Raw genomic sequence first — 19809 nt, forward strand, 5'->3', positions numbered from 1 at the left:
CATACGGTTCGCCCTAGGAGGGACTCAAATGGACATCAATCTTGTGGACAAGGACGTCTACGCGCGCGACGGCGCACCCCACGACCAGTTCCGCTGGCTGCGCGCCAACGCCCCCGTCTACCTGCACGAGGGCGAGCCCGAGCGGGACTGGCCGCCGTTCTGGGCGGTGACCAGGCACGCCGACGTGGTGCACGTGTCGCGGCGCTCCGACCTGTTCTCGTCGAGCAGGAGACTCGCGCTCTTCGACGAGATGCCCGAGGAGCAGCGCGAGCTCCAGCGGCTCATGATGCTCAACCAGGACCCGCCCGAGCACACCCGGCGGCGTTCCCTGGTCAACCGGGGCTTCACCCCGCGCATGATCAACGCCCTTGAGCAGCACATCCGCGACATCTGTCACCAGCTTCTCGACGAGGTCACCGGGCTCCCGGCGGTGGACTTCGTGCGTGACATCGCGGCCCCGCTGCCGCTCTACGTGATCTGCGAGCTGCTCGGCGCGCCCGTCGAGGACCGTGACAAGATCTTCAACTGGTCCAACCAGATGATCGGGGCCGACGACCCCGAGTACTCCTCCGGCCCCTCCGCCGGTCAGGCGGCGGCGGCCGAGGTGTACGCCTACGCCAACGCGCTGGCGGCGGAACGGCGCGAACGGCCCCGCGAGGACATCGCGACCAAACTGCTCCTGCCGGACGTCACCGGGGAGACCCTCGACGAGAACGAGTTCGACCTCTTCGTGCTGCTGCTGGTCGTCGCCGGCAACGAGACCACCCGCAACGCGGCCTCCGGCGGGATGCTGGCCCTCTTCGAGCATCCCGAGCAGTGGCGGGGGGNCCGCGCGCTCGCCGCCCCGGCCGCCGACGAGATCGTCCGCTGGGTCTCCCCCGTCAACCTCTTCCGCCGTACGGCCACCGCCGACACGGTGATCGGCGACCAGGAGATCAAGGAGAACGACAAGGTCGTGGTGTTCTACGGCTCCGCGAACCGGGACGAGGAGGTCTTCGCCGACCCCGACGTCTTCGACATCGGCCGTTCCCCCAACCCGCAGATCGGCTTCGGCGGGGGTGGTGCCCACTTCTGCCTCGGCAACCATCTGGCCAGGATGGAGCTCCGGGTGCTCTTCGAGGTCCTCGCCGAGCGTTTCCCCGGCCTGACCCAGGCGGGTCCCGCCCGGCGGCTGCGCTCCAACTTCATCAACGGCATCAAGGAGCTGCCGGTCACCCTCTCCTGACCCGCTCCCGCGCCTGCGGCGGCCGCCCACCGGTCCGCCGCGGGCCTTCAGGCGCGCAGGCCCAGCGTGAGCCGCAGGGTCAGGCCGGTGTTGCGGCGCAGGCCGAGACGGCGCACGGCCAGTTCGAGCGCCTCGCGCTGACCGACCAGCACCACCCACGCCTTCGCCCGGGTGACCAGGGTGTAGAGCAGGCCCCTGCGCAGCATCACTCCCCCGGCCTCGGCCACGACGGGCGCGACCACGAAGGGATATTCGCTGCCCTGGGAGCGGTGCACGCTGATCGCGTAGGAGTGGGTCAGCTCGTCGAGCTCGTCGAAGGTGTAGCGGACGGTCTCCCCGTCGCCGGTGCGCAGCTCCAGCACCCGGTCCTGCGGGAGCACCGCCGTGACGGTCGCGGTCTCCCCGTTGAAGACGCCCTTGTCGTAGTTGTTGCGGATCGGCATGACCCGGTCGCCGACCCGGAAGACCGACGGGCCCGACCAGTGCTCGGCCGTACCCTCGCGTGCGGGGTTGAGCCGCTCCTGAAGGCTTCGGCCCAGCTCGGCCGTACCGGTCGCGCCCTTGCGCATCGGGCACAGCACCTGGACCTGGTCGCCGCCGACGCCCTGCTTGCGGGGGATGGCCTCGGTGGCCAGGTGGACCACCCGGTCGGCGACCAGCTCAGGGTCGTCCAGCTCCTCGAACCAGAAGCCGCCCCCGCCGGGCAGGTCGGGCAGCCGGCCCGACCTGATCCGATGGGCCGCCCTGACGATGCCGCTGTCCTGGGCCTGCCGGAAGACGTGGGTCAGCCGGACGCGTGGGATCTCCTCGACCCCGAGCAGGTCGGCCAGCACGTTGCCCGGCCCGATGCTGGGCAGTTGGTCCCCGTCCCCGACCAGCAGCAGGTGGCCGCCCGAGGGGATGGCCGCCACCAGGCGGGTGGCCAGCTGCAGGTCGAGCATCGACGCCTCGTCGACCACGATGAGGTCGGCCTCCGTCGGCAGCCGCTGGAAGAGCGTCCCCTCCTCGGGGTCCGCCCGCTGGGCGAGCATCCGGTGCACGGTCATCGCGGGCAGGCCGGTCAGCTCGGACAGGCGCTTGGCCGCCTTGCCGGTCGGCGCGGTCAGGGTCACCCCGCCGCCCATCGCCCGCACGGTCGCCGCGATCACCCGCACCGTATGGCTCTTGCCGCAGCCGGGACCTCCGGTGATGACCGAGACGGTGCTGGTCAGCGCGAGGTTCACCGCGGCCCGCTGGTCCTCGTGCAGGCTCTCGTCGTCGGGGAAGGGCCGCAACGGAAGCGTCGAGGCGGCCCGCAGCAGCCTGGTCAGGTGCGTGGCGAAGGCGACCTCGCGGCCGTGCTGCTCCTTGGCGTAGACCACGAGGCCGGGCCCCGCGGGTGACTCCTCGACGACGACCGCGCGCTCGGCGGCCAGCGCGTCGACGGCCCGCCGTACGGACTCCTCCTCCTGCTCGACGAGGGCGGCGGCCGAGGGGAGCAGGACGGTCAGCGGCAGGTAGCAGTGCCCGTCGCGGGCCGCGGCCGTCTCCAGGCGGTCGAGCACCGCGGCCTGGAGGCGGCGCGGGCTGTTCTCCGGCACCCCCGAGCGCAGCGCGATCCGGTCGGCGGTGTGGAAGGCGATGCCTCTGACCTGGCCGATCAGCCGGTACGGATCACGGGTGAGGATCTCGCGGGCGTCGTTTCCGTAGACCTGGTAGATCTTGGCCGCGAGCAGCGGGCTGATCCCGAAGCCCTGCAGGACGACCATCAGCTCGGCGACCGCCTTCTGCTCGGCCCACGCCTGGACGATCTGCGCCTGCCGGGTCGCGCCGATGTTGACGACCTCGGTGAGGCGTTCCGGCTCGGTGTCGATGACCGTGAGCGTCCGCTCGCCGAAGTGGCTGACGATGGCGTGGGCCAGGCGGGGCCCGATGCCGCGGACCAGGCCGGAGCCGAGATAGAGCCTGATCGCGCGCACGGTCGAGGGGACGACCCGCTCACACCGCCTGACCAGCAGGCGGCTGCCGTGACGGGGGTGCTCGTCCCACTCACCGGTCAGCCTGAGCGTCTCGCCCGGCTGCACGCCGGCCAGGGCGCGCCCCGAGGCGACGAAGGCCGCCGGGGCGCCCTCCTGGTCGTCCGCGCTCATCCGCGCGACGGTGTACTCGTCGTCGCGGACGTAGACCAGCTGCTCGACGGAGGCTTCGAGCTCCGTCGCGCGCGCTGTGGCGAGCACGGTCACCGTGCGCTCCCGGGAATCGTGTGCGGCACCTCTTCTCCAGGACACTAGCGGGCGACTGCGACAAGTCTCAGGTGGCGCGGGACTCCAGCGCGTCCAGGATGAGGTCGATCGCGGCGTCGAAGGTGGTCTCGGCGTCCCCATCCGGGTCCAGCCCGGCGAGCAGGCCGCCTGTCTCAGCGGTCAGCAGGCCGGAGACGAAGGTGTAGAGCACCGTGCGGACGCGCACCAGTTCCCCGGCGGGGACCCCGGCGGCGGCCAGGACCCGGTTGAAGACCTCCCACATGCCACCCTCGTGCTCGACGAGGTCGGGGTGGGCGTTGACGTAGGACCACAGGGCCGGGTGCGAGAGCGCGATGGAGCGGTAGGCGTGGGCCAGCGCGCGCAGCTGCTCCCGCCACGGGGTTCCGTCGTCGGGGGGCAGGCGCAGCCCGAGGGCGACGGCCGTACAGGCTCCGCGCAGCAGCGCGTCCTTGTTCTCCACGTGGTGGTAGAGCGACATGGGGTTGACGTCGAGTTCGGCCGCCAGCTTCCGCATGGACAGGCCCTCGACCCCGCCTTCGTCGACCAGCCGCAGAACGGCCGCGTATATCTCCTGGGTTGTCAGGGGTTGTCCCCTTCGCGCACTCACTGCCATACACCGTATGGTAGCTTGAGACATACAGTGTATGGCTGGCGGTTCCGGGAGGCCGCCCGGTAAAGGAGGAGTTCCATGTCGGTGACCCGTTCCATCCCCTCCCCCCAGGGGCTCCCTCTGCTCGGCAACACGCTCCAGATCCCCTCGCACTCGCCCGACGAGCACTTCAGGAAGCTCGCCGCCGAATACGCCGAGGAAGGCCTCTTCCAGCTCGAACTGCTCGGCCGCAAGGTCCTGTTCGTCTACGACCCCGACATGGTCGCCGAGATGTGCGACGAGACACGCTTCTACAAGGGCATCGACCCGCCGCTGTCCATCGTCCGCGACTTCGGCGGCGACGGGCTGTTCACCGCCCGCCACGACGAGCCGGTCTGGGGCCACGCGCACCGCATCCTGATGCCCGCCTTCAGCCAGCGCTCGATGAAGGCCTACTTCCCGCAGATGCTGGAGATCGCGCAGAACCTGGTCGGCAAGTGGGCGATCTCCGACGAGGTCAACGTGCCCGACGACATGACCAGGCTGGCCCTGGACACGATCTCCCTCACCGGGTTCGACTACCGGTTCAACTCCTTCCAGTCGCCGGAGCTGCACCCGTTCCTGCAGGCGATGGGCCGCTCGCTGACCGAGGCGATGCTCCGCAACCGGCAGCTCCCCCTGGTCACCAAGCTCAAGAAGCGGCAGGACACGGCCTACCGGTCCGACATCCAGGTCATGCAGGACCTGGTCGACGACGTCATCAGGCAGCGCAGGAGCACCGGCAGGGGCGACACCAAGGACCTGCTCGGCCTGATGCTCAAGGCCGCCGACCCGCGGAGCGGTGAGCGGCTCTCCGACGAGAACATCCGCAACCAGGTCCTGACCTTCCTCATCGCCGGGCACGAGACCACCAGCGGCCTGCTGTCGTTCGCGCTGTACAACCTGCTGCGCAACCCGCACGTGCTGGCCAGGGCCTACGCCGAGGTCGACCGGCTACTGCCCGGCGACACCGTCCCGACCTACGACACGATCATGAAGCTCGACGTGATCCCGCGCGTCCTGGAGGAGACGCTGCGCCTGTGGTCCCCGATCCCGGCGTTCGCCGTCAAGCCCTTCGAGGACACCGAGCTCGGCGGCTATCCGATCACCAAGGACCATGTCGCCGTCGTCCTGCTCGGTCAGCTGCACAAGCACCCCGGGGTGTGGGAGCGTCCCGAGGAGTTCGACATCGACCGTTGGCTCCCCGAGAACAGGAAGGGCCACCACCCGGCCGCCTACAAGCCCTTCGGCAACGGCGAGCGGGCCTGCATCGGCCGCCAGTTCGCGCTGACCGAGGCCAGGCTGGCCCTGGCCATGGTGCTGCAGCGCTTCGCGATCTCCGACCCGGACGCCTACCGGATGAAGATCAAGCAGATGCTCACCCTCAAGCCCGAGGACTTCACCATCCGGGTCAGGGAGCGCAGGGCCCACGAGCGGGGCACCGCGGAGACGGTGGAGGCGGCGGAGACCGTCCGGGAACAGCCGGTGGAGGTGGCCGTCACGGGAGTCGGCCTCACCGTGGCGTACGGTTCCAACCTCGGCACCGCCGCCGACGTCGCGGAACGGCTGGCCGAGGTCGCGGGGCGCTCCGGCTTCGCGACCACGCTGACCACCCTGGACGAGCTCGAACCGCCCTCCGAGGGGCTGCTCGTGGTGATCACCTCGACCTACAACGGCAAGGCCCCCGACAACGCCCAGCGGTTCGACGCCCTGGAGGGGCTGCCCGCCATGGACGGGGTGCGCTTCGCGCTGCTCGGCTGCGGCAACACCCAGTGGCCCACCTACCAGGCCTTCCCCAGGCGCGTCTTCGACAAGCTCACCGCGGCGGGAGCCGTACCGCTCGTCGAGCGGGGTGAGGCGGACGCCGACGGCGACTTCGACGGCGACGTCTCGGCGTGGACCTCAGGGCTCTGGGCGGCGCTGGCGGCCGAGTACGGCACGTCGGCGGCCAAGGCCGGTCCCCGCTACGAGATGGACGTCCTCACCGAGGCCGACGTGCGGCCCGCGGTCGTCTCCCCGCAGGCGGTCCCGCTGACCGTGGTCTCGGCCGAGGAGCTGACCGGCGACCCCACCGGCCTGTGGGACTTCTCCCGCGAGCTGCCCAGGCCCGGGGTGCGCTCGATCGTGGCCGAACTGCCCGAGGGGACGTCCTACACGGCAGGCGACCACATCGCCGTCTTCGCCAAGAACGCCCCCGAACTCGTCGAGTGGGCGCTGCGTCAGCTCCACGTCCCCCGCGACCAGGTCGTACGGCTGCGCGCCAGGGGGACGACCCACCTGCCCGTCGACACCCCGGTGACCGCGGGGCTGCTGCTGACCGAGTTCGCCGAGCTCCAGGAGGTGGCCACCCGCTCCGACCTGGCGACCCTGGCCGAGCACACCCGGTGCCCCTGGACCAGGGGCCAGCTCACCGAGCTTGAGGCCTCCTACGCCGACGAGATCCTCGCCAAGCGGGTCTCGGTGCTCACGCTGCTCGAACGCCTCCCGGCGATCACCCTGCCGCTGCCGGCCTTCCTGGAGATGGCCGGGCCGATCAGGCCGCGCTACTACTCCGTCTCCTCCTCGCCGCTGGCCGACCCCCGGCGGATCAGGATCACCGTCGGCCTGGTCGAGGGCCCCTCCTGGTCGGGCGGCGGTTCCTACCGGGGCATGTGCTCGGCCTACCTGGCGGGCCTGGAGCCCGGCGACGTCTTCTACGGATACGTACGGGTTCCCAGCCCGCCGTTCCGGCTGCCGGACGACCCGGCGACGCCGGTGATCCTCGTCGGCCCCGGCACCGGTTTCGCCCCGCTGCGCGGCTTCCTTGAGGAGCGGGCCCTGACCGGGGCGTCCGGACCCGCCGAGGTCTTCTACGGCTGCCGCCACCCCGAGCACGACTGGCTCTACCGCGCCGAACTGCTCGGCTGGCAGGAGGCCGGGATCACCCGGGTGCACACGGCCTTCTCCGCGCTCGACGGACACCCCTTCAAGTACGTCCAGGACGCGGTCGCCGCCGAGGCGGACCGGGTGTGGGAGCTGCTAGAACAGGGTGCCCACGTCTACGTCTGCGGGGACGGCCTCCGCATGGCTCCCGCCGTACGGCGTGCCCTGGCGGAGATCCACCACGACAGGACCGGAGGCGACGGCGAGGCGTGGCTGCGCGAGCTGGAGGCCCAGGGCCGGTACCAGCAGGACGTCTTCGCCTGACCCGGCGGTGAGATAGGACATTCCACCCCATATCTAAAGTGCCCTTTCGCGGAACGTCGACTATGGTCGAGGTGATGAGGGAACCGCGGTGGGGCACACCCAGGCCCACCGCGGTCACGGCGGTGGGTCTGCTTCTCGTTCTTCTGCTGGCCGCCGTCTCCCCCTCCCCGTGGTCCGGCGGCTGGAGGCCTGCGGACGCGGGCACCGGCTTCTGGGTCCCCGGCACCGACACCGCCGGTCACTCCACCGCGCCGAGACTGCTCGCCGGTGGGACCGAGCACCTGCCGACGCCGGGACAGCTCCGCTCCCTCCTCGCCGTCGGCGCCACGGTCGCGGCCCCCGGGCCGCCGCCCTCCACCTGGCGCCCGACCGGCCCCGCCGCCGCGCCCAGACACGACGTCCAGCGCGCCGTCACCTCGCGCAGCCCGCCGTCCGCCTGACGGCGCCCTCTTGAAGGCCACCGGCTCTCCGTAGGCGAGACGACGCGTGGAAGGCCCGTCCCCGGGCAGTCCACGTCCATGATCGCGTCAACGACGACGGCCTGAGGGGGCCCGCTGCCCCTTTTCTCTTCTTTCCTGCCCCGACGGGGACCGCGTCGAGCGGTGGCCGACCGGGGTCCCACAGTCGTGCGGTGCTTTCGCGCCGCCCTGCCTTTCGAGTTCCGGCTTTCCCGGCGGAGACCGTGTCCAGCCGTGACCGGCCACGACCGCCGTGAGTCATCCAAGGAGTCGATGTCCCATGGGCGACATCAGGTCGACAAGCAGGCTGCTTGAGGACTACCAGCGTCACACGACGCATCTGGAGGAACTGCGCGCGCTCCTGCACGAACGGCTCGGCGCCGCGCGGGACGCCATGACCGAGAACGAGACCGAACCCGGGAGCGAGCCGACGTCCCCGGAGGACCCGGGGGAGCCCGTCTCCCTGTCCGCCAGGCGTGCCGCCCGTGCGGCGCGGACCGTCGTGGAGATCGAGGCCGCGATCGAGCGGCTCGACTTCGGGGTCTACGGCACCTGCGAGCACTGCGGGGCCTTCATCGCGCTGCGACGGCTGCGGCAGGTGCCGTACACCCGGCACTGCGACGACTGCGAAACCCCGCGCGCCCGCCCCTCGGGGCCGGCCCTGGCGAGCTTCCCGACCCTCAGAAAGGACCAGAACACCATGATCTCCGACGTCCACCTCAGCAGCGTCCAGCTCGACAGCATCCGTGAGGAGCTCGAAGGCCAGCTCCTGCGGTGGACCAGGCAGCTCTCCGAGCTGGAGGCCGCGGTCGGCGACGACTCGGTCGAGGTCTCGGAGAAGTCGGCCCTGCTGGCCGACATCGTCTCCGCCGAGCGCAGCGCCTCCGTCCTGCGCGCCACGCTGGGCGAGATCGCCGAGCTGACCTACGGCCGCTGCGACGGCTGCGGCTCCGGCATCCCGTTCGAGCGGCTCAAGGCCCGTCCGCTGGCGCGCTTCTGCATGCAGTGCCAGCGCCGCCACGAGAACGGCTGACCCGGCCCCGGCGACCGGGGCCCGTCGAAGGCGGTCAGCTCAGCCGCCGACGCGGGCCTCGGTCCACGCACGGGCGAGGATCTCCTCGACGGTCTCCTCGGGGGTCTGTTCCGAGGTGTCGAGCCAGAGGCCGAGACGCGGGGTCCGCTCGCGCAGAACGGCGTCGAGCGGACCGGCCTTCCAGTGGACGTAGGCGTCCTTGGCCCGCGCGGCCTCACGCGCCTCGACGACCTCGGCCCTTGGGGCGAGCACGACCACCAGCAGGGGACGGGCGCGGACAAGCCGGGTCATCTCCACGAGATGCTCGCCCAGCACGACGTCCTGGGCCACCACGGTGAACCCGGCCGCGAAGTACTCGTCGCAGGTGGCCGCGGTCAGCCGGTGCCGCAGACGCAGTTGCGCCAGCGCCTCGGCGGAGGGTTCGGGAGTCATCTCGGCCCTGCCGCCGACCACCATGCGGCGGAACACGTCGCCGCGCACGTGCGCCGAGCGGGGCAGCCGCTCGGCCAGTCGCTGCGCCACCGTTGACTTGCCCGCCGCCTGGATGCCCGTGACCAACAGTACGGCCCGCCGCCCGGCCTCCTCGCTCAGGGCCATGAGGAGTCCTGCTCGGGGTCGCCGCCCTCGGACAGCAGTTTCAGGTCGGACTCGACCATCATCGTGACCAGTTCCTCGAACGAGACCGAGGGCTCCCAGCCGAGCTGTTCACGGGCCTTCTTCGGGTCGGCGCACAGGAGGTCGACCTCGGCCGGGCGGTGCAGGGAACGGTCGGTGACCACGTACCGCTCCCAGTCGAGCCCGGCGGCGGCGAAGGCCGCCTCGACCAGCTCACGAACCGTGTGTGTACGGCCGGTGCCGATCACGTAGTCCTCCGGCGGGCCCGCCTGCAGCATCAGGTGCATCGCCCGCACGTAGTCGCCCGCGTATCCCCAGTCGCGGCGGGCCTCCAGGTTGCCCAGGCGGAGCCGGTCGGCGAGCCCGAGCTTGATGCGGGCGACCCCGAGGGAGACCTTGCGGGTCACGAACTCGGCGCCCCGACGCGGGGACTCGTGGTTGAACAGGATCCCCGAGACCGCGAACATCCCGTACGACTCACGGTAGTTCTGGGTGAGGAAGTGGCCGTAGGCCTTGGCGACGCCGTACGGCGAGCGGGGGTGGAAGGGGGTGATCTCGGTCTGCGGAGTCTCCCTGACCTGGCCGAACATCTCCGAGGACGACGCCTGGTAGAACCTGATCTGGCCGGATTCCGCGGGGGTGCGTGAGGAGGAGACACCCGAGCAGACCCTGATGGCCTCAAGCATGCGCAGCACGCCCATCCCGGTGACCTCGCCGGTCAGCTCGGCCTGTTCCCACGACATCGGCACGAACGAGATGGCACCCAGGTTGTAGACCTCGTCGGGCTGGACCTTCTCAACGGCGGAGATCAGCGAACCCTGGTCGAGGAGGTCGCCCCGGACGAGGCGGACGTCCCGCAGCAGCCTGCGCACCCGGGAGACACGGGGGTTGGCCTGTCCCCTGACGAGTCCCCAGACCTCGTAACCCCGATCGAGCAGGCACTCGGCCAGATAGGAACCGTCCTGCCCGGTGATACCGGTGATCAGCGCGCGCCTGGCCAAGGCGTCCTCCTCGCTTGTGAAGCTCGTGAAGTGGGACTTCCGCTCGGCTGAGTGCCGTGTGACGGCGAATGTATCGCCCCTCCCGTCCCCGGGCACGACTCAGGGCCCCAGTACCCTAGAACACGTTCCACCGAACGTCGTTCGGTTGGCGTGATGCCGCAGTTGGCGCGCGACAGAAGTGGCTTTAGCACCGTTTCCACATTAGGTGGAAGAGAGATACCGAATGGTAAGATCCGAATACTGAGGTCATCTTTCACGGTACCTGTCCCCTTCCGGACAGGCTGAGGAAGGGGTTGCCGTGCCTGACGCGGACTCCCTGCGGGTCGCGCTGCTGTCGTACCGGAGCAAGCCGACCTGTGGCGGGCAGGGCGTTTACCTGCGTCACCTCAGCCGTGAACTGGTCGCCCTCGGGCACCACGTCGAGGTCTTCTCCGGCCAGCCGTACCCCGAACTGGACGAAGGGGTCGTTCTCAACAAGATCCCCAGCCTGGACCTCTACCGTGACGAGGACCCCTTCCGCACCCCCAAGCTGGGCGAGTACCGCGACTGGATCGACCTTCTCGAAGTCGGGACCATGTGGACCGCCGGGTTCCCCGAGCCGCTGACCTTCACCCTGCGGGCCCGCCGCGAGCTGGCCAAACGCGTCGGGGACTTCGACGTGGTGCAGGACAACCAGACGCTCGGCTACGGCCTGCTGGACATCCAGAAGCTGTTCCCCGTGGTCGGCACCATCCATCACCCGATCAGCGTCGACCGCAGGATCGAGCTGAGCGAGGCCCCGCTGCGCAAACGCCTCACGCTCAGAAGGTGGTACGGCTTCGTCAGGATGCAGGCCAGGGTCGCCCCCAGGCTGAACCCGATCCTGACCGTCAGCGAGTCCTCGCTGGCCGACATCCACCGCGACTTCAACGTGCCGCAGGCCAACATGCGGCTCATCCCGCTCGGGGTCGACACCCGCTACTTCCACCCGCGCCCCGAGATGCCCAAACGGCCTGGCTCGATCGTCGCGGTCGCCAGCGCCGACTCCCCCATGAAGGGTGTCGCCACCCTGCTGCGGGCGGTCGCCAAGCTCGCCACCGAGCGCGAGGTGAACCTCACCGTGGTGAGCAAACCGACCCCCGGCGGACCGACGGAGAAGCTGGTCGCCGAACTCTCCCTGCGTGAGCGGGTGAGGTTCGTGCACGGCATCTCCGACACCGAGCTGGGCGAACTGATCGCCACCTCGGAGGTCTCGGTCGTGCCCTCCCTCTACGAGGGCTTCTCCCTGCCCGCCGTCGAGCACATGGCCTGCGGCACCCCGCTCGTCGCCTCACGGACGGGGGCGCTGCCCGAGGTCGTCGGCGACGCCGCCGTCCAGGTCGCCCCCGGAGACCCCGAGGAGCTGGCCACCGTACTGCGGCGCCTGCTCGACTCCCCCGAGGAACGGGCCGAGGTCGGGCGCAGGGGCTACGACCGGGTCATGGAGCGCTACACCTGGCGCGTCGTCGCCCAGCGCACCGTGGACGCCTACCGCGAGGCCATCGCCGCGCACAACGCCCGGTGACCGACCACTTCACAAGGAGCGGCAAGTGCTGACCGTCGACTTCGACCGGCTGCCCGTCGGACCCGGCCTGCGTGTCCTCGACCTGGGCTGCGGGGCGGGACGGCACGCCTTCGAGGTGCTGCGCAGGGGCGCGGACGTGGTGGCCTTCGACATGGACGCCGAGGAGCTCGAAGGCGTCGCGGGCATGTTCGCCGCGATGGCGAAGGAGGGCGAGGTGCCCGAGGGCGCGGTCGGCGAGACCGTGACCGGCGACGCGCTGAAGATGCCCTTCGAGGACGCCACCTTCGACCGGGTGATCGCCGCCGAGGTGCTCGAACACATCCCCGACGACATGAGCGCCATGCGGGAGATCTTCCGGGTGCTCAAGCCCGGCGGCCGCGCCGCGATCACGGTGCCGAGTTTCCTGCCGGAACGGATCTGCTGGGCGCTCGACGAGGCCTACCACACGGCCCCCGGCGGGCACGTGCGCATCTACACCCTCGCCGAGCTGAGCGCGAAGCTGAAGGCCGTCGGCATGGAGATCGGCTCCCACCACCACGCCCACGGACTGCACGCGCCGTACTGGTGGATCAAGTGCGCGGTCGGTGTCGGCAACGACGACCACCCGCTGGCCAAGGCCTACCACGAGCTGCTGGTGTGGGACATCATGAAACGCCCCGCCGTCACCCGGATCGCCGAGACGCTGCTGAACCCGTTCATCGGCAAGAGCGTGGTGCTCTACGTGCGGAAGCCCGCGTGACCCGGTACGGCCCCGCGCCCCGAGACGACCGGAGCGGCCGATGAGGCGGGAACTGGTCGTCGAGACCGCCCTGAGCATCGCGGCCGTGCAGGAGGCCGACGGCGGCGTCCCCTGGCCCGAGGGGCACGTGGACGCCTGGAACCACGTCGAGTGCCTGATGGCCATGGGCGTCGCCGGGCTGAGCGGTCCCGTGCGCAGGGGTTACGACTGGCTGGTGCGCAACCAGCGCGCGGACGGCTCGTGGCCGATGAAGCTGGTCGGCGGCCTGGCCGTCGAGCGGGGCGGGGAGTCCAACCACGCCGCCTATGTCGCGGTCGGCGTCTGGCACCAGCTGCTGGTCACCGGGGACGACGGCTTCGCCCGTGAGATGTGGCCCGTCGTCAGGTCCGCGCTGGACTTCGTGGTCGGGCTGCAGACCGCCCGGGGCGAGGTCGTCTGGGAACGCGCCTCCGACGGCGAGCCCGCGGGCTACGCCCTGCTGACCGGCTGCGCCTCCATCCACCAGGGGCTGCGCTGCGGCGTGCTGCTCGGCGAACGTCTCGGCGACCCGCAGCCCGACTGGGAGCTGGCCGCCGACCGGCTCGCCCACGTGCTGTCCGACCACCCCGAGGCGTTCGCCGACAAGAGCCGCTTCTCGATGGACTGGTACTACCCGGTCCTCGGCGGCGCGGTGCGGGGTCCCGCCGCGCGGGCGCGGCTCGCCGCCGAGTGGGCCGTCTTCGTCGAACCCGGCCTCGGCGTGCGCTGCGTCTCCGACCAGCCGTGGGTGACCGGCGCCGAGTCGTGCGAGCTGGTGCTCACCCTGGACGCCCTCGGCGACCGGGACGAGGCGCTGCGGATCTTCACCGACATGCAGCACCTCAGGCACGAGGACGGTTCCTACTGGACCGGCTGGCAGTTCGCCAACCAGAAGTGGTTCCCGCACGAGCGTTCCGCCTACACCGCCGCCGCCGTGGTTCTCGCCGCCGACGCCCTGTACGGCCTCACCCCGGCCTCCGGGCTGTTCAGGGACGTGCGCGGCGCCATGCCCGGCGCCATGCCCGGCTCCACGGAAGACCGGGCCACCGACCGCCCGGCCCAGGACTGCGGCTGCAGCCACGCCGGTTCACCCGCCTGACGACCCCGCGTCCGAATCCCCTCCCCCGAATCTCTTCGCCTGAATCTCTTCGCCCGAATCCGAGGCGGTGCTTGAAGGCTCGGGGACGGCTCACTACGTTCGGGCACGTGAGCGACACGGAGGGCGACGGAGAGATCGCGGGGGGCGACGGCGGCGTGACGACGGTCGCCGCACCCCCTCCAGGTGTGCCCGGTCCCGGGGCACCGGAGCCGGAGACGGGCGAGCGCACCGTCCCCGTCCGCTCTCCCTGCCCTGCGCCCCGTGCCCCGTCGCCCGCCCTGCCACTTGGCGATCCGGCACCGGGCAGGCCGCGTGGCCTGCCCGGGTTGTTCTGGCAGGACCCCGATCGGACCGGGTTCGGAGTGCGGCGTTTCCGGCTCGGCCCGGCCAGGGAGCACCTGGAGAACGCCGGGCGGGCGTGCGTCGCCGGGCACAACGCGGTGATCGCGGGCGAGCCCGAACGGATCGACGGCCTGCGTGAGGAACTGCGCGGCTTCGCCTACGAGGGGGCGGGCATGGCCTGCGCGTCCCTCGACGTGCTCACCGCGTCCGGCGGCAAACGGCTCAGGAACCTGCTCAGCGGCCAGGGCGTGCGCTACCCGCACATGATCCACCTGGGTGCGGGCCGGGGATACGCCCGGCTGCGGATGCGCCCGATGTGGGGCATCCACTCCGTCCACCCCCTGCTGCGCTGGCTGGCCTTCGACGGCTTCGGCTTCCACCAGGGCTTCTACGCCGCCGACCGGACGGTCGGGCGTCAGCGTACGGCGGGCCTGCTCGACCGGACCAGGCGGGCGATCTTCGACCAGGGGGTCGGCCGGATGCTCTGGTTCCACGAGTGCGCGGGCGTCGAGGACGTCGTCCTCCGGTTGGCCGAGTTCCCCCTCGGCCGCCGCGCCGACCTGTGGAGCGGGATCGGGCTCGCCGCCGCCTACGCGGGCGGCGCGCGGGCCTGCGAGCTGGAACGGCTCAGCGCCGCGGCGGCCGAGGACGGCTTCCGCGCCCACCTCGTGCAGGGCGCCGCCTTCGCCTGCTCGGCCCATCTGATCTCAAGGACCGTGCCCGAGCACACCGCCGAGGCCGTCCTCGCCCTGTGCGAGGTCGGCGTCGAGGAGGCGGGCGGCTGGACGGACACCGCGCTCGTCGCCCTCGGGCACAACGCGCACACCGGCGACCACTACCAGGCATGGCGGGCCGGGGTCAGGAAGGCCTGGGCGAGGCGCAACCGCGGCTCGTGACCGAAGTACGGCCAGGCGCGACGTCCAGGGACACGGCCGATGCCGTGTCCCCGGTCCGTCCGGCCGCCCTGGTGGCGCTGGCGGCCGTCGCCGTCGGGTGGGCGCTGACCGGTACGGCCGAACCCCCCGCCCCCTCCCCCACCACCCCGGTCTTCTCCTTCGCCGCCGACCGGCTCGGTGGTTCCGCGACGGGAGTGGCGCTCTTCGACCTCGACGGCGAGATCGTCTCCGACGACGTCTGCCTGGCCGACCCCCGTCACGGCGGGGTGACCGTGGCCCCCGTGCCGGGCACCCACGGCGGCTACCGGCCGTTCAGGCTGACCGCCCCCGGCCCGCGCGGGGTGCCCGTCGGATGCCTGCCCGCCGACCTCGACGAGGACGGCGCGCAGGACCTGGTCGTCCTCTACCGGGACCGTTCCCCCTCCCTGTTCGTCCGCCTTCCCGGGACCCGCCCCTCCGCCACCGCCTTCGCCCACCGTGAGCCCGCCGTACGGCCCGGCCCGTGGAACGCGGCCGCCGCGAGCGTCGGCGACTTCGACGGCGACGGCCACCTCGACCTGGTCCTCGCCGCCGGGACGGCCTTGGGCGGCTCGTCGCCGGACGTCCACGACGGCGGGGCGCGGCTGTACCTCGGGACGGGGACGGGCACGTTCACCGAGGCGCCGCAGGCGTTCGGCGAGGCCGGGCGGACGGGCGGGACGCTCGCGCTCGGCACCCGGGACCTGGACGGCGACGGGCTGCCGGAGCTGTACCTCGCCAACGGCCTCGGACCCGACACGCTGCTCGTCAACGAGTCGGCACCGGGCAGGGCCGCCTTCCGGGTGGCGTCGGGCACCCGGGACCTGACCACGCCGAGGTCGTCCGTCCTGGGCCGGGACTCCTCGGACAGCGGGGCGGTCGCCTTCACCGACCTCGACGCCGACGGCGCGCAGGACATCCTCATCGGGCGGGGCCCCGACGAGATCGGGCCCGTCTTCGTCTCCACGGTCCTGCCCGGACTGCGGGAGCACCTGCACGAGGGCGAGGCGCCGTACGAGGACCGGGCCGGGGAGCTGGGGCTCGGCCGTACCGGACGGGTGTGGGACGTCGAGACCGCCGACCTCGACAACGACGGCCACGACGAGATCATGTACGCGGTCGCGGCGCCCGGGGGCGTCGCCCTCTTCACGCCGGGCGCGGACGGCCGTCACACGAACGTGGCCGGACCGGTGCCTCCCGGGGGCGACGCGACGGCCCTGGCGGTCGGCGACGTGGACGACGACGGCCGTCTCGACGTCGCGGTCTCCGGCCCCCTGACCCCGGCCACGCTGTACCGCAACCACGGTGTCACCGCCCCCTTCGTCGGCCTGCGTCCCCGCCTGCCCGCCGGTCCCTGCGGCACGGCGCACGGCGCGGCAGGCGTGACGCGCCCGGCGATCGGGGCGGAGGCCAGACTGCGGCTGCCGGACGGCGGCACACTCGCCGGGCAGCTCTACCCCGCCGCCTCCGCCCCAGAGTTGCTCCTCGGTCTCGGCGAGACCGACACGGGTGAGGCGGCCCTGCCCGTCGCCCTGTCCTGGCGCGACGAGTGCGGCGTCCCGCGCACCGCCACCGTCTCCCTCGACCCCGGCTGGCACGACCTCCTGCTGACCCCCCAGGGCGTGACGGAACTGAGGAACCCATGACAGCTCCTACAAGGGTGCCCGTTTCGCGCCGGCTGGCGGTCTCGGTGACCGTCGTCACCCTCGCCGGGCACCTCCTGCTCAGGTTCGAGCAGGCCTACCTGGCACCGGTCGTCGGAGTCCTCACCGGCGTGACCGCCGAACTGGCGCTGGAGACCGTGCGGGCCTGGACATCCCGCGACAGACCCCGCTACCTGGCCGACCGCGCCTTCCTGCTGCCGTCCTACGCCGAGAGCCTGCTGTGCGCGATGCTCCTGTACGGCCAGGCCCACCTGGCCGGGATCGCGCTGGCCGCCCTGGTGGGGGTCGCGAGCAGGCACATCCTGCGGGCCGGGCGGCCGGGGACGCCCTTCGTGAACCCGGTCGCCCTGGGGGTGACCGTCGCGGCGCTGCGCCCCGGGGTCGAGATGGCGCCGCCGTACCAGTTCACCGCGTGGGTGCCGGAGGCCCTGCAGTCGTTCGTGCCGCTGGTGCTCCTGGCCCTCGGCATGACGTTCGTACGGTCTTCCGGGCGGTTGCCGCTGGTGCTGGCCTGGGCCGGGGGCGTGGCCCTGGCCGGACTGGTCGCGGGTCACGGTTTGGGTCCCGGTTTGGGTCACGGCCTTCTGGCGGTGACGGACGCGGCGTTCGTCCTGCACACCTGCTTCGTGCTGCCCGAGGCGCGCACGACGCCGTCCCGGCCACGTGAGCAGGTCGTGTTCGGCCTGTCCGCCGTCGTGCTGTACCTGGCGCTGCCCGGCCCCGGGCCCATGGCGGCGCTGCTGGCGGTCTGCGCGCTGCGGGGGGCCTGTCTGGCCGTGCTGGGGCGGCGGGGTCAGCCGATGCCGGGGCCGACACGCTCCAGGACCCGCAGTGAGCCCTCCCGTCTGACCTCCCTGAACGCCCCGGAGGCCAGGGCGCGCAGATAGACGCGGTGGGGCTCCTGCCCGCCCTCGGCCGGGTCGGGGTAGATGTCGTGGAAGACCAGTGCCCCGCCCTGGAGGACGTGCGGGGCCCACCCCTCGTAGTCACCGGTCACCGGCTCCCGCGAGTGGCCGCCGTCGATGAAGAGCATCGCCAGCGGGGTGCTCCAGAGCGCGGCCACTCGCTCGGAGCGGCCGACGACGGCGACGACCTCCTCTTCGAGGCCCGCGGCGGCGATCGTGTGGCGGAAGGTCGGCAGGGAGTCCATCCTGCCGAAGCGCGGGTCCATCAGCGTGGGGTCGTGGTGCTCCCAGCCTGGCTGGATCTCCTCCGAGCCCCGGTGGTGGTCGACGGTGACGACCACGGAACCGGCCAGCCTTGCCCCCGCCCCGAGGTAGACGGCCGACTTCCCGCAGTAGGTGCCGATCTCGCAGATCGGACCGCGCGGGCCGTACTCGACGGCCGTCTCGAAGAGGGCGAGGCCCTCGGCGTGCGGCATGAACCCCTTGGCGCCGAGCGCGGCGTCCAGCAGGTCCTCGGGCATGGTCACGTCGCTCACCGCAGCAGGCTACCGGGGACCGATCGGCGTTCCACACGGCCCTTGCCCACCGTTATGCAACATGTTCTACTTTCCACCGTGAACCAGCGCGCCCGCCGTCAGGCCCCGGAGCGGGCCGCGAAGAACCCCCCGTGACAGACCACACGCGACGTCCGTGCCCTACGGTCTGATCCAGGGACGGGTTCCCTCATCTGACCTGTCCCCCGCGTAGGAGGTTCACATGAAGGTCAAAGTCGACCACATGGTGTGCGAGGCCAACGCCGTCTGCACCGGACTCGCCCCCGAGGTCTTCGAACTCGACGACGACGACCAGCTCCACGTGCTGCTGCCCGAACCGCCGCCGGAGGCACAGGACCGTGTCCGGCACGCCGTACGGTCCTGTCCGAAGGCCGCCCTCTCCATCGAGGGCAACTAGGAAGGCTTCCCCCCATGCGTGGTGCGTTGCTGCACGCCGTCGGCGACGACCGTCTCGACATCCGGGACGACCTCACCCTCGCCCCCGTCGGGCCCGCCGACGTCCGTGTCAGGATCAGGGCGACCGGCGTCTGCCACTCCGACCTCTCGGTGATCAGCGGAGTGCTGCCCATGCCGCTGCCGGTCGTGCTGGGGCACGAGGGCGCGGGCGTGGTCGTCGAGACCGGGGAGCGCGTGACCTCGGTCTCCCCCGGCGACCACGTGGTCGTCAACTGGACCCCGGCCTGTGACACCTGCTCGAACTGTCTGGCGGGCCAGCCCTTCCTGTGCATGACGTACATGAAGGACACCTTCGTCAACGCCCGCTTCCGCTACGACGGCGGGACCCCGGCGTACGGCATGGCCGGATGCGGTACCTGGGCGGAGGAGATCGTCGTCCCCTGGCAGGGCGCGGTCAGGATAGACCCCGAGCTGCCCTTCGAGATCGCGGCGCTGATCGGCTGCGGCGTCACGACCGGTGTCGGCGCGGCGCTCAACACCGCCCGCGTCAGGCCCGGCTCGACCGTGGCCGTGGTCGGTTGCGGCGGCGTCGGCCTGTCCGTGGTGCAGGGCGCCCGTGTCTGCGGGGCCACGACGATCCTGGCGATCGACCCCCTGGAGTCCAAGCACGAACTGGCCCTCAAGCTTGGCGCCACCCACGCCGTCACCCCCGACCGGCTCTCCGACGCCGTCCGCACGATCACCGGTGGACGGGGCTTCGACTACGGCTTCGAGGCCGTGGGCGGCTCCGCGACCATCATGACCGCCTGGAAGGCGACCCGCCGCGGCGGCGACGTCATCGTGGTCGGCGCGGGCGCCTCCGACGACCTCGTCCCGTTGAGCGCCTTCAACCTGTTGTTCGAGGGCAAGAACATCCTCAGCTCCCTGTACGGCGGCGCGGACGTCCGCAGGGACTTCCCCTTCCTCGCCGAGCTCCACAAGGCAGGCAAACTCCACCTGGAAGGCCTGATCAGCTCCCGAATCTCCCTGGCCGACCTGAACGAGGCGATAACCGCCCTGAAAACCGGCGAACCCCTCCGCCAGATCATCCTCATGGACTGACTCTCAGCCCCGCCTCCCCCCGGCGTCGCCCGTGAAGGGTTTGGTCCTGTGCCGTACCGGCGCCAAGTGTGAGGAGTTTCGGCTTGGGCGCGTCGGTGCTTGGACTGAGGAACGCAGGAGCGAAGCGACGCAGTGACGAGGGAAA

17 protein-coding genes are annotated in these 19809 nt (G+C 71.6%); 12 read left to right on the forward strand and 5 right to left on the reverse strand.

From position 1 onward, the window contains the following. Nucleotides 1–787 precede the first annotated feature (787 nt). The gene (locus ACFOYY_RS42500) at nt 788–1225 is read left to right on the forward strand and encodes a cytochrome P450 (protein WP_449343608.1); all 438 of its coding nucleotides are present in this window, start codon (nt 788–790) and stop codon (nt 1223–1225) included. 47 nt (nt 1226–1272) lie between these two features. On the opposite strand, the gene recD2 is transcribed toward ACFOYY_RS42500, so the two are convergent. After that, nucleotides 1273–3447: an SF1B family DNA helicase RecD2 gene (gene recD2 / locus ACFOYY_RS03055; RefSeq protein ID WP_362780487.1), complete on the reverse strand. Its 2175-nt coding sequence runs from the start codon at nt 3445–3447 to the stop codon at nt 1273–1275. Between the two features lie 67 nt (nt 3448–3514). Beyond that, nucleotides 3515–4081 carry a TetR/AcrR family transcriptional regulator gene (locus tag ACFOYY_RS03060; RefSeq protein WP_386187574.1) on the reverse strand — a complete coding sequence of 189 codons (567 nt, stop codon included), beginning with the start codon at nt 4079–4081 and terminating at the stop codon, nt 3515–3517. 75 nt (nt 4082–4156) lie between these two features. On the opposite strand from ACFOYY_RS03060, the gene ACFOYY_RS03065 reads away from it, so the two are divergent. The 3 genes from ACFOYY_RS03065 (at nt 4157) to ACFOYY_RS03075 (ending at nt 8773) form a co-directional block, all read left to right on the forward strand. Beyond that, nucleotides 4157–7282: a bifunctional cytochrome P450/NADPH--P450 reductase gene (locus tag ACFOYY_RS03065; RefSeq protein ID WP_386187577.1), complete on the forward strand. Its 3126-nt coding sequence runs from the start codon at nt 4157–4159 to the stop codon at nt 7280–7282. A gap of 74 nt (nt 7283–7356) precedes the next feature. Further along, on the forward strand, nt 7357–7722 hold the full coding sequence (locus ACFOYY_RS03070) for a hypothetical protein (protein WP_386187580.1): 366 nt from the start codon (nt 7357–7359) through the stop codon (nt 7720–7722). A gap of 298 nt (nt 7723–8020) precedes the next feature. Beyond that, nucleotides 8021–8773 carry a TraR/DksA family transcriptional regulator gene (locus ACFOYY_RS03075; RefSeq protein WP_386187583.1) on the forward strand — a complete coding sequence of 251 codons (753 nt, stop codon included), beginning with the start codon at nt 8021–8023 and terminating at the stop codon, nt 8771–8773. A 39-nt stretch (nt 8774–8812) separates the two neighbouring features. Here the strand turns inward: ACFOYY_RS03075 and ACFOYY_RS03080 are convergent, their stop codons facing one another. Then, entirely contained in the window at nt 8813–9370 is a 558-nt protein-coding gene (locus ACFOYY_RS03080; protein WP_362780480.1) for an AAA family ATPase, read from the reverse strand. Then, complete coding sequence (locus ACFOYY_RS03085) at nt 9361–10389, reverse strand: GDP-mannose 4,6-dehydratase (protein WP_352015144.1); 1029 nt, start codon at nt 10387–10389, stop codon at nt 9361–9363. Before ACFOYY_RS03085 ends, ACFOYY_RS03080 begins: the two co-directional genes overlap by 10 nt. Before the next feature lie 298 nt (nt 10390–10687). Here ACFOYY_RS03085 and ACFOYY_RS03090 point away from each other — a divergent pair, with 298 nt between their 5' ends. The 6 genes from ACFOYY_RS03090 to ACFOYY_RS03115 all read left to right on the forward strand — a co-directional run bounded on the left by ACFOYY_RS03090 (nt 10688) and on the right by ACFOYY_RS03115 (nt 17595). Beyond that, on the forward strand, nt 10688–11932 hold the full coding sequence (locus ACFOYY_RS03090) for a glycosyltransferase family 4 protein (RefSeq protein WP_352015143.1): 1245 nt from the start codon (nt 10688–10690) through the stop codon (nt 11930–11932). 25 nt (nt 11933–11957) lie between these two features. Further along, a complete protein-coding gene (locus ACFOYY_RS03095) occupies nt 11958–12671 on the forward strand; it encodes a class I SAM-dependent methyltransferase (protein ID WP_352015142.1) in 714 nt (237 codons plus the stop codon). Between the two features lie 40 nt (nt 12672–12711). After that, nucleotides 12712–13788 carry a prenyltransferase gene (locus tag ACFOYY_RS03100; protein ID WP_386187587.1) on the forward strand — a complete coding sequence of 359 codons (1077 nt, stop codon included), beginning with the start codon at nt 12712–12714 and terminating at the stop codon, nt 13786–13788. A 107-nt stretch (nt 13789–13895) separates the two neighbouring features. After that, on the forward strand, nt 13896–15026 hold the full coding sequence (locus tag ACFOYY_RS03105) for a DUF1702 family protein (RefSeq protein ID WP_386187590.1): 1131 nt from the start codon (nt 13896–13898) through the stop codon (nt 15024–15026). Nucleotides 15027–15070: 44 nt separating this feature from the next. Next, nucleotides 15071–16690, forward strand: coding sequence for an FG-GAP repeat domain-containing protein (locus ACFOYY_RS03110; protein WP_386187593.1), 1620 nt, complete (start codon nt 15071–15073; stop codon nt 16688–16690). Nucleotides 16691–16704: 14 nt separating this feature from the next. Next, nucleotides 16705–17595, forward strand: a complete 891-nt coding sequence (locus ACFOYY_RS03115) for a hypothetical protein (RefSeq protein WP_386187596.1) — start codon at nt 16705–16707, stop codon at nt 17593–17595. Here ACFOYY_RS03115 and ACFOYY_RS03120 read toward each other — a convergent pair. Next, on the reverse strand, nt 17502–18134 hold the full coding sequence (locus tag ACFOYY_RS03120) for a class I SAM-dependent methyltransferase (protein ID WP_352015208.1): 633 nt from the start codon (nt 18132–18134) through the stop codon (nt 17502–17504). The two genes, ACFOYY_RS03115 and ACFOYY_RS03120, sit on opposite strands and share 94 nt — an antisense overlap. A 235-nt stretch (nt 18135–18369) precedes the next feature. Here ACFOYY_RS03120 and ACFOYY_RS03125 point away from each other — a divergent pair, with 235 nt between their 5' ends. Next, the gene (locus ACFOYY_RS03125) at nt 18370–18564 is read left to right on the forward strand and encodes a ferredoxin (RefSeq protein WP_352015137.1); all 195 of its coding nucleotides are present in this window, start codon (nt 18370–18372) and stop codon (nt 18562–18564) included. 14 nt (nt 18565–18578) lie between these two features. Beyond that, the gene (locus ACFOYY_RS03130) at nt 18579–19664 is read left to right on the forward strand and encodes an alcohol dehydrogenase catalytic domain-containing protein (protein WP_386187599.1); all 1086 of its coding nucleotides are present in this window, start codon (nt 18579–18581) and stop codon (nt 19662–19664) included. The last annotated feature ends 145 nt before the right edge of the window (nt 19665–19809 follow it).

The organism is Streptosporangium jomthongense (genome assembly GCF_042650425.1).
Taxonomy (GTDB): domain Bacteria; phylum Actinomycetota; class Actinomycetes; order Streptosporangiales; family Streptosporangiaceae; genus Streptosporangium.

What these genes read in the sequence shown, in the direction of transcription:
- ACFOYY_RS03060 (WP_386187574.1), bottom strand. Translation starts at nt 4,081, where the DNA reads ATGGCAGTGAGTGCGCGAAGGGGACAACCCCTGACAACCCAGGAGATA.
- ACFOYY_RS03065 (WP_386187577.1), top strand. Translation starts at nt 4,157, where the DNA reads ATGTCGGTGACCCGTTCCATCCCCTCCCCCCAGGGGCTCCCTCTGCTC.
- ACFOYY_RS03070 (WP_386187580.1), top strand. Translation starts at nt 7,357, where the DNA reads ATGAGGGAACCGCGGTGGGGCACACCCAGGCCCACCGCGGTCACGGCG.
- ACFOYY_RS03075 (WP_386187583.1), top strand. Translation starts at nt 8,021, where the DNA reads ATGGGCGACATCAGGTCGACAAGCAGGCTGCTTGAGGACTACCAGCGT.
- ACFOYY_RS03080 (WP_362780480.1), bottom strand. Translation starts at nt 9,370, where the DNA reads ATGGCCCTGAGCGAGGAGGCCGGGCGGCGGGCCGTACTGTTGGTCACG.
- ACFOYY_RS03100 (WP_386187587.1), top strand. Translation starts at nt 12,712, where the DNA reads ATGAGGCGGGAACTGGTCGTCGAGACCGCCCTGAGCATCGCGGCCGTG.
- ACFOYY_RS03120 (WP_352015208.1), bottom strand. Translation starts at nt 18,134, where the DNA reads ATGCCCGAGGACCTGCTGGACGCCGCGCTCGGCGCCAAGGGGTTCATG.
- ACFOYY_RS03125 (WP_352015137.1), top strand. Translation starts at nt 18,370, where the DNA reads ATGAAGGTCAAAGTCGACCACATGGTGTGCGAGGCCAACGCCGTCTGC.
- ACFOYY_RS03130 (WP_386187599.1), top strand. Translation starts at nt 18,579, where the DNA reads ATGCGTGGTGCGTTGCTGCACGCCGTCGGCGACGACCGTCTCGACATC.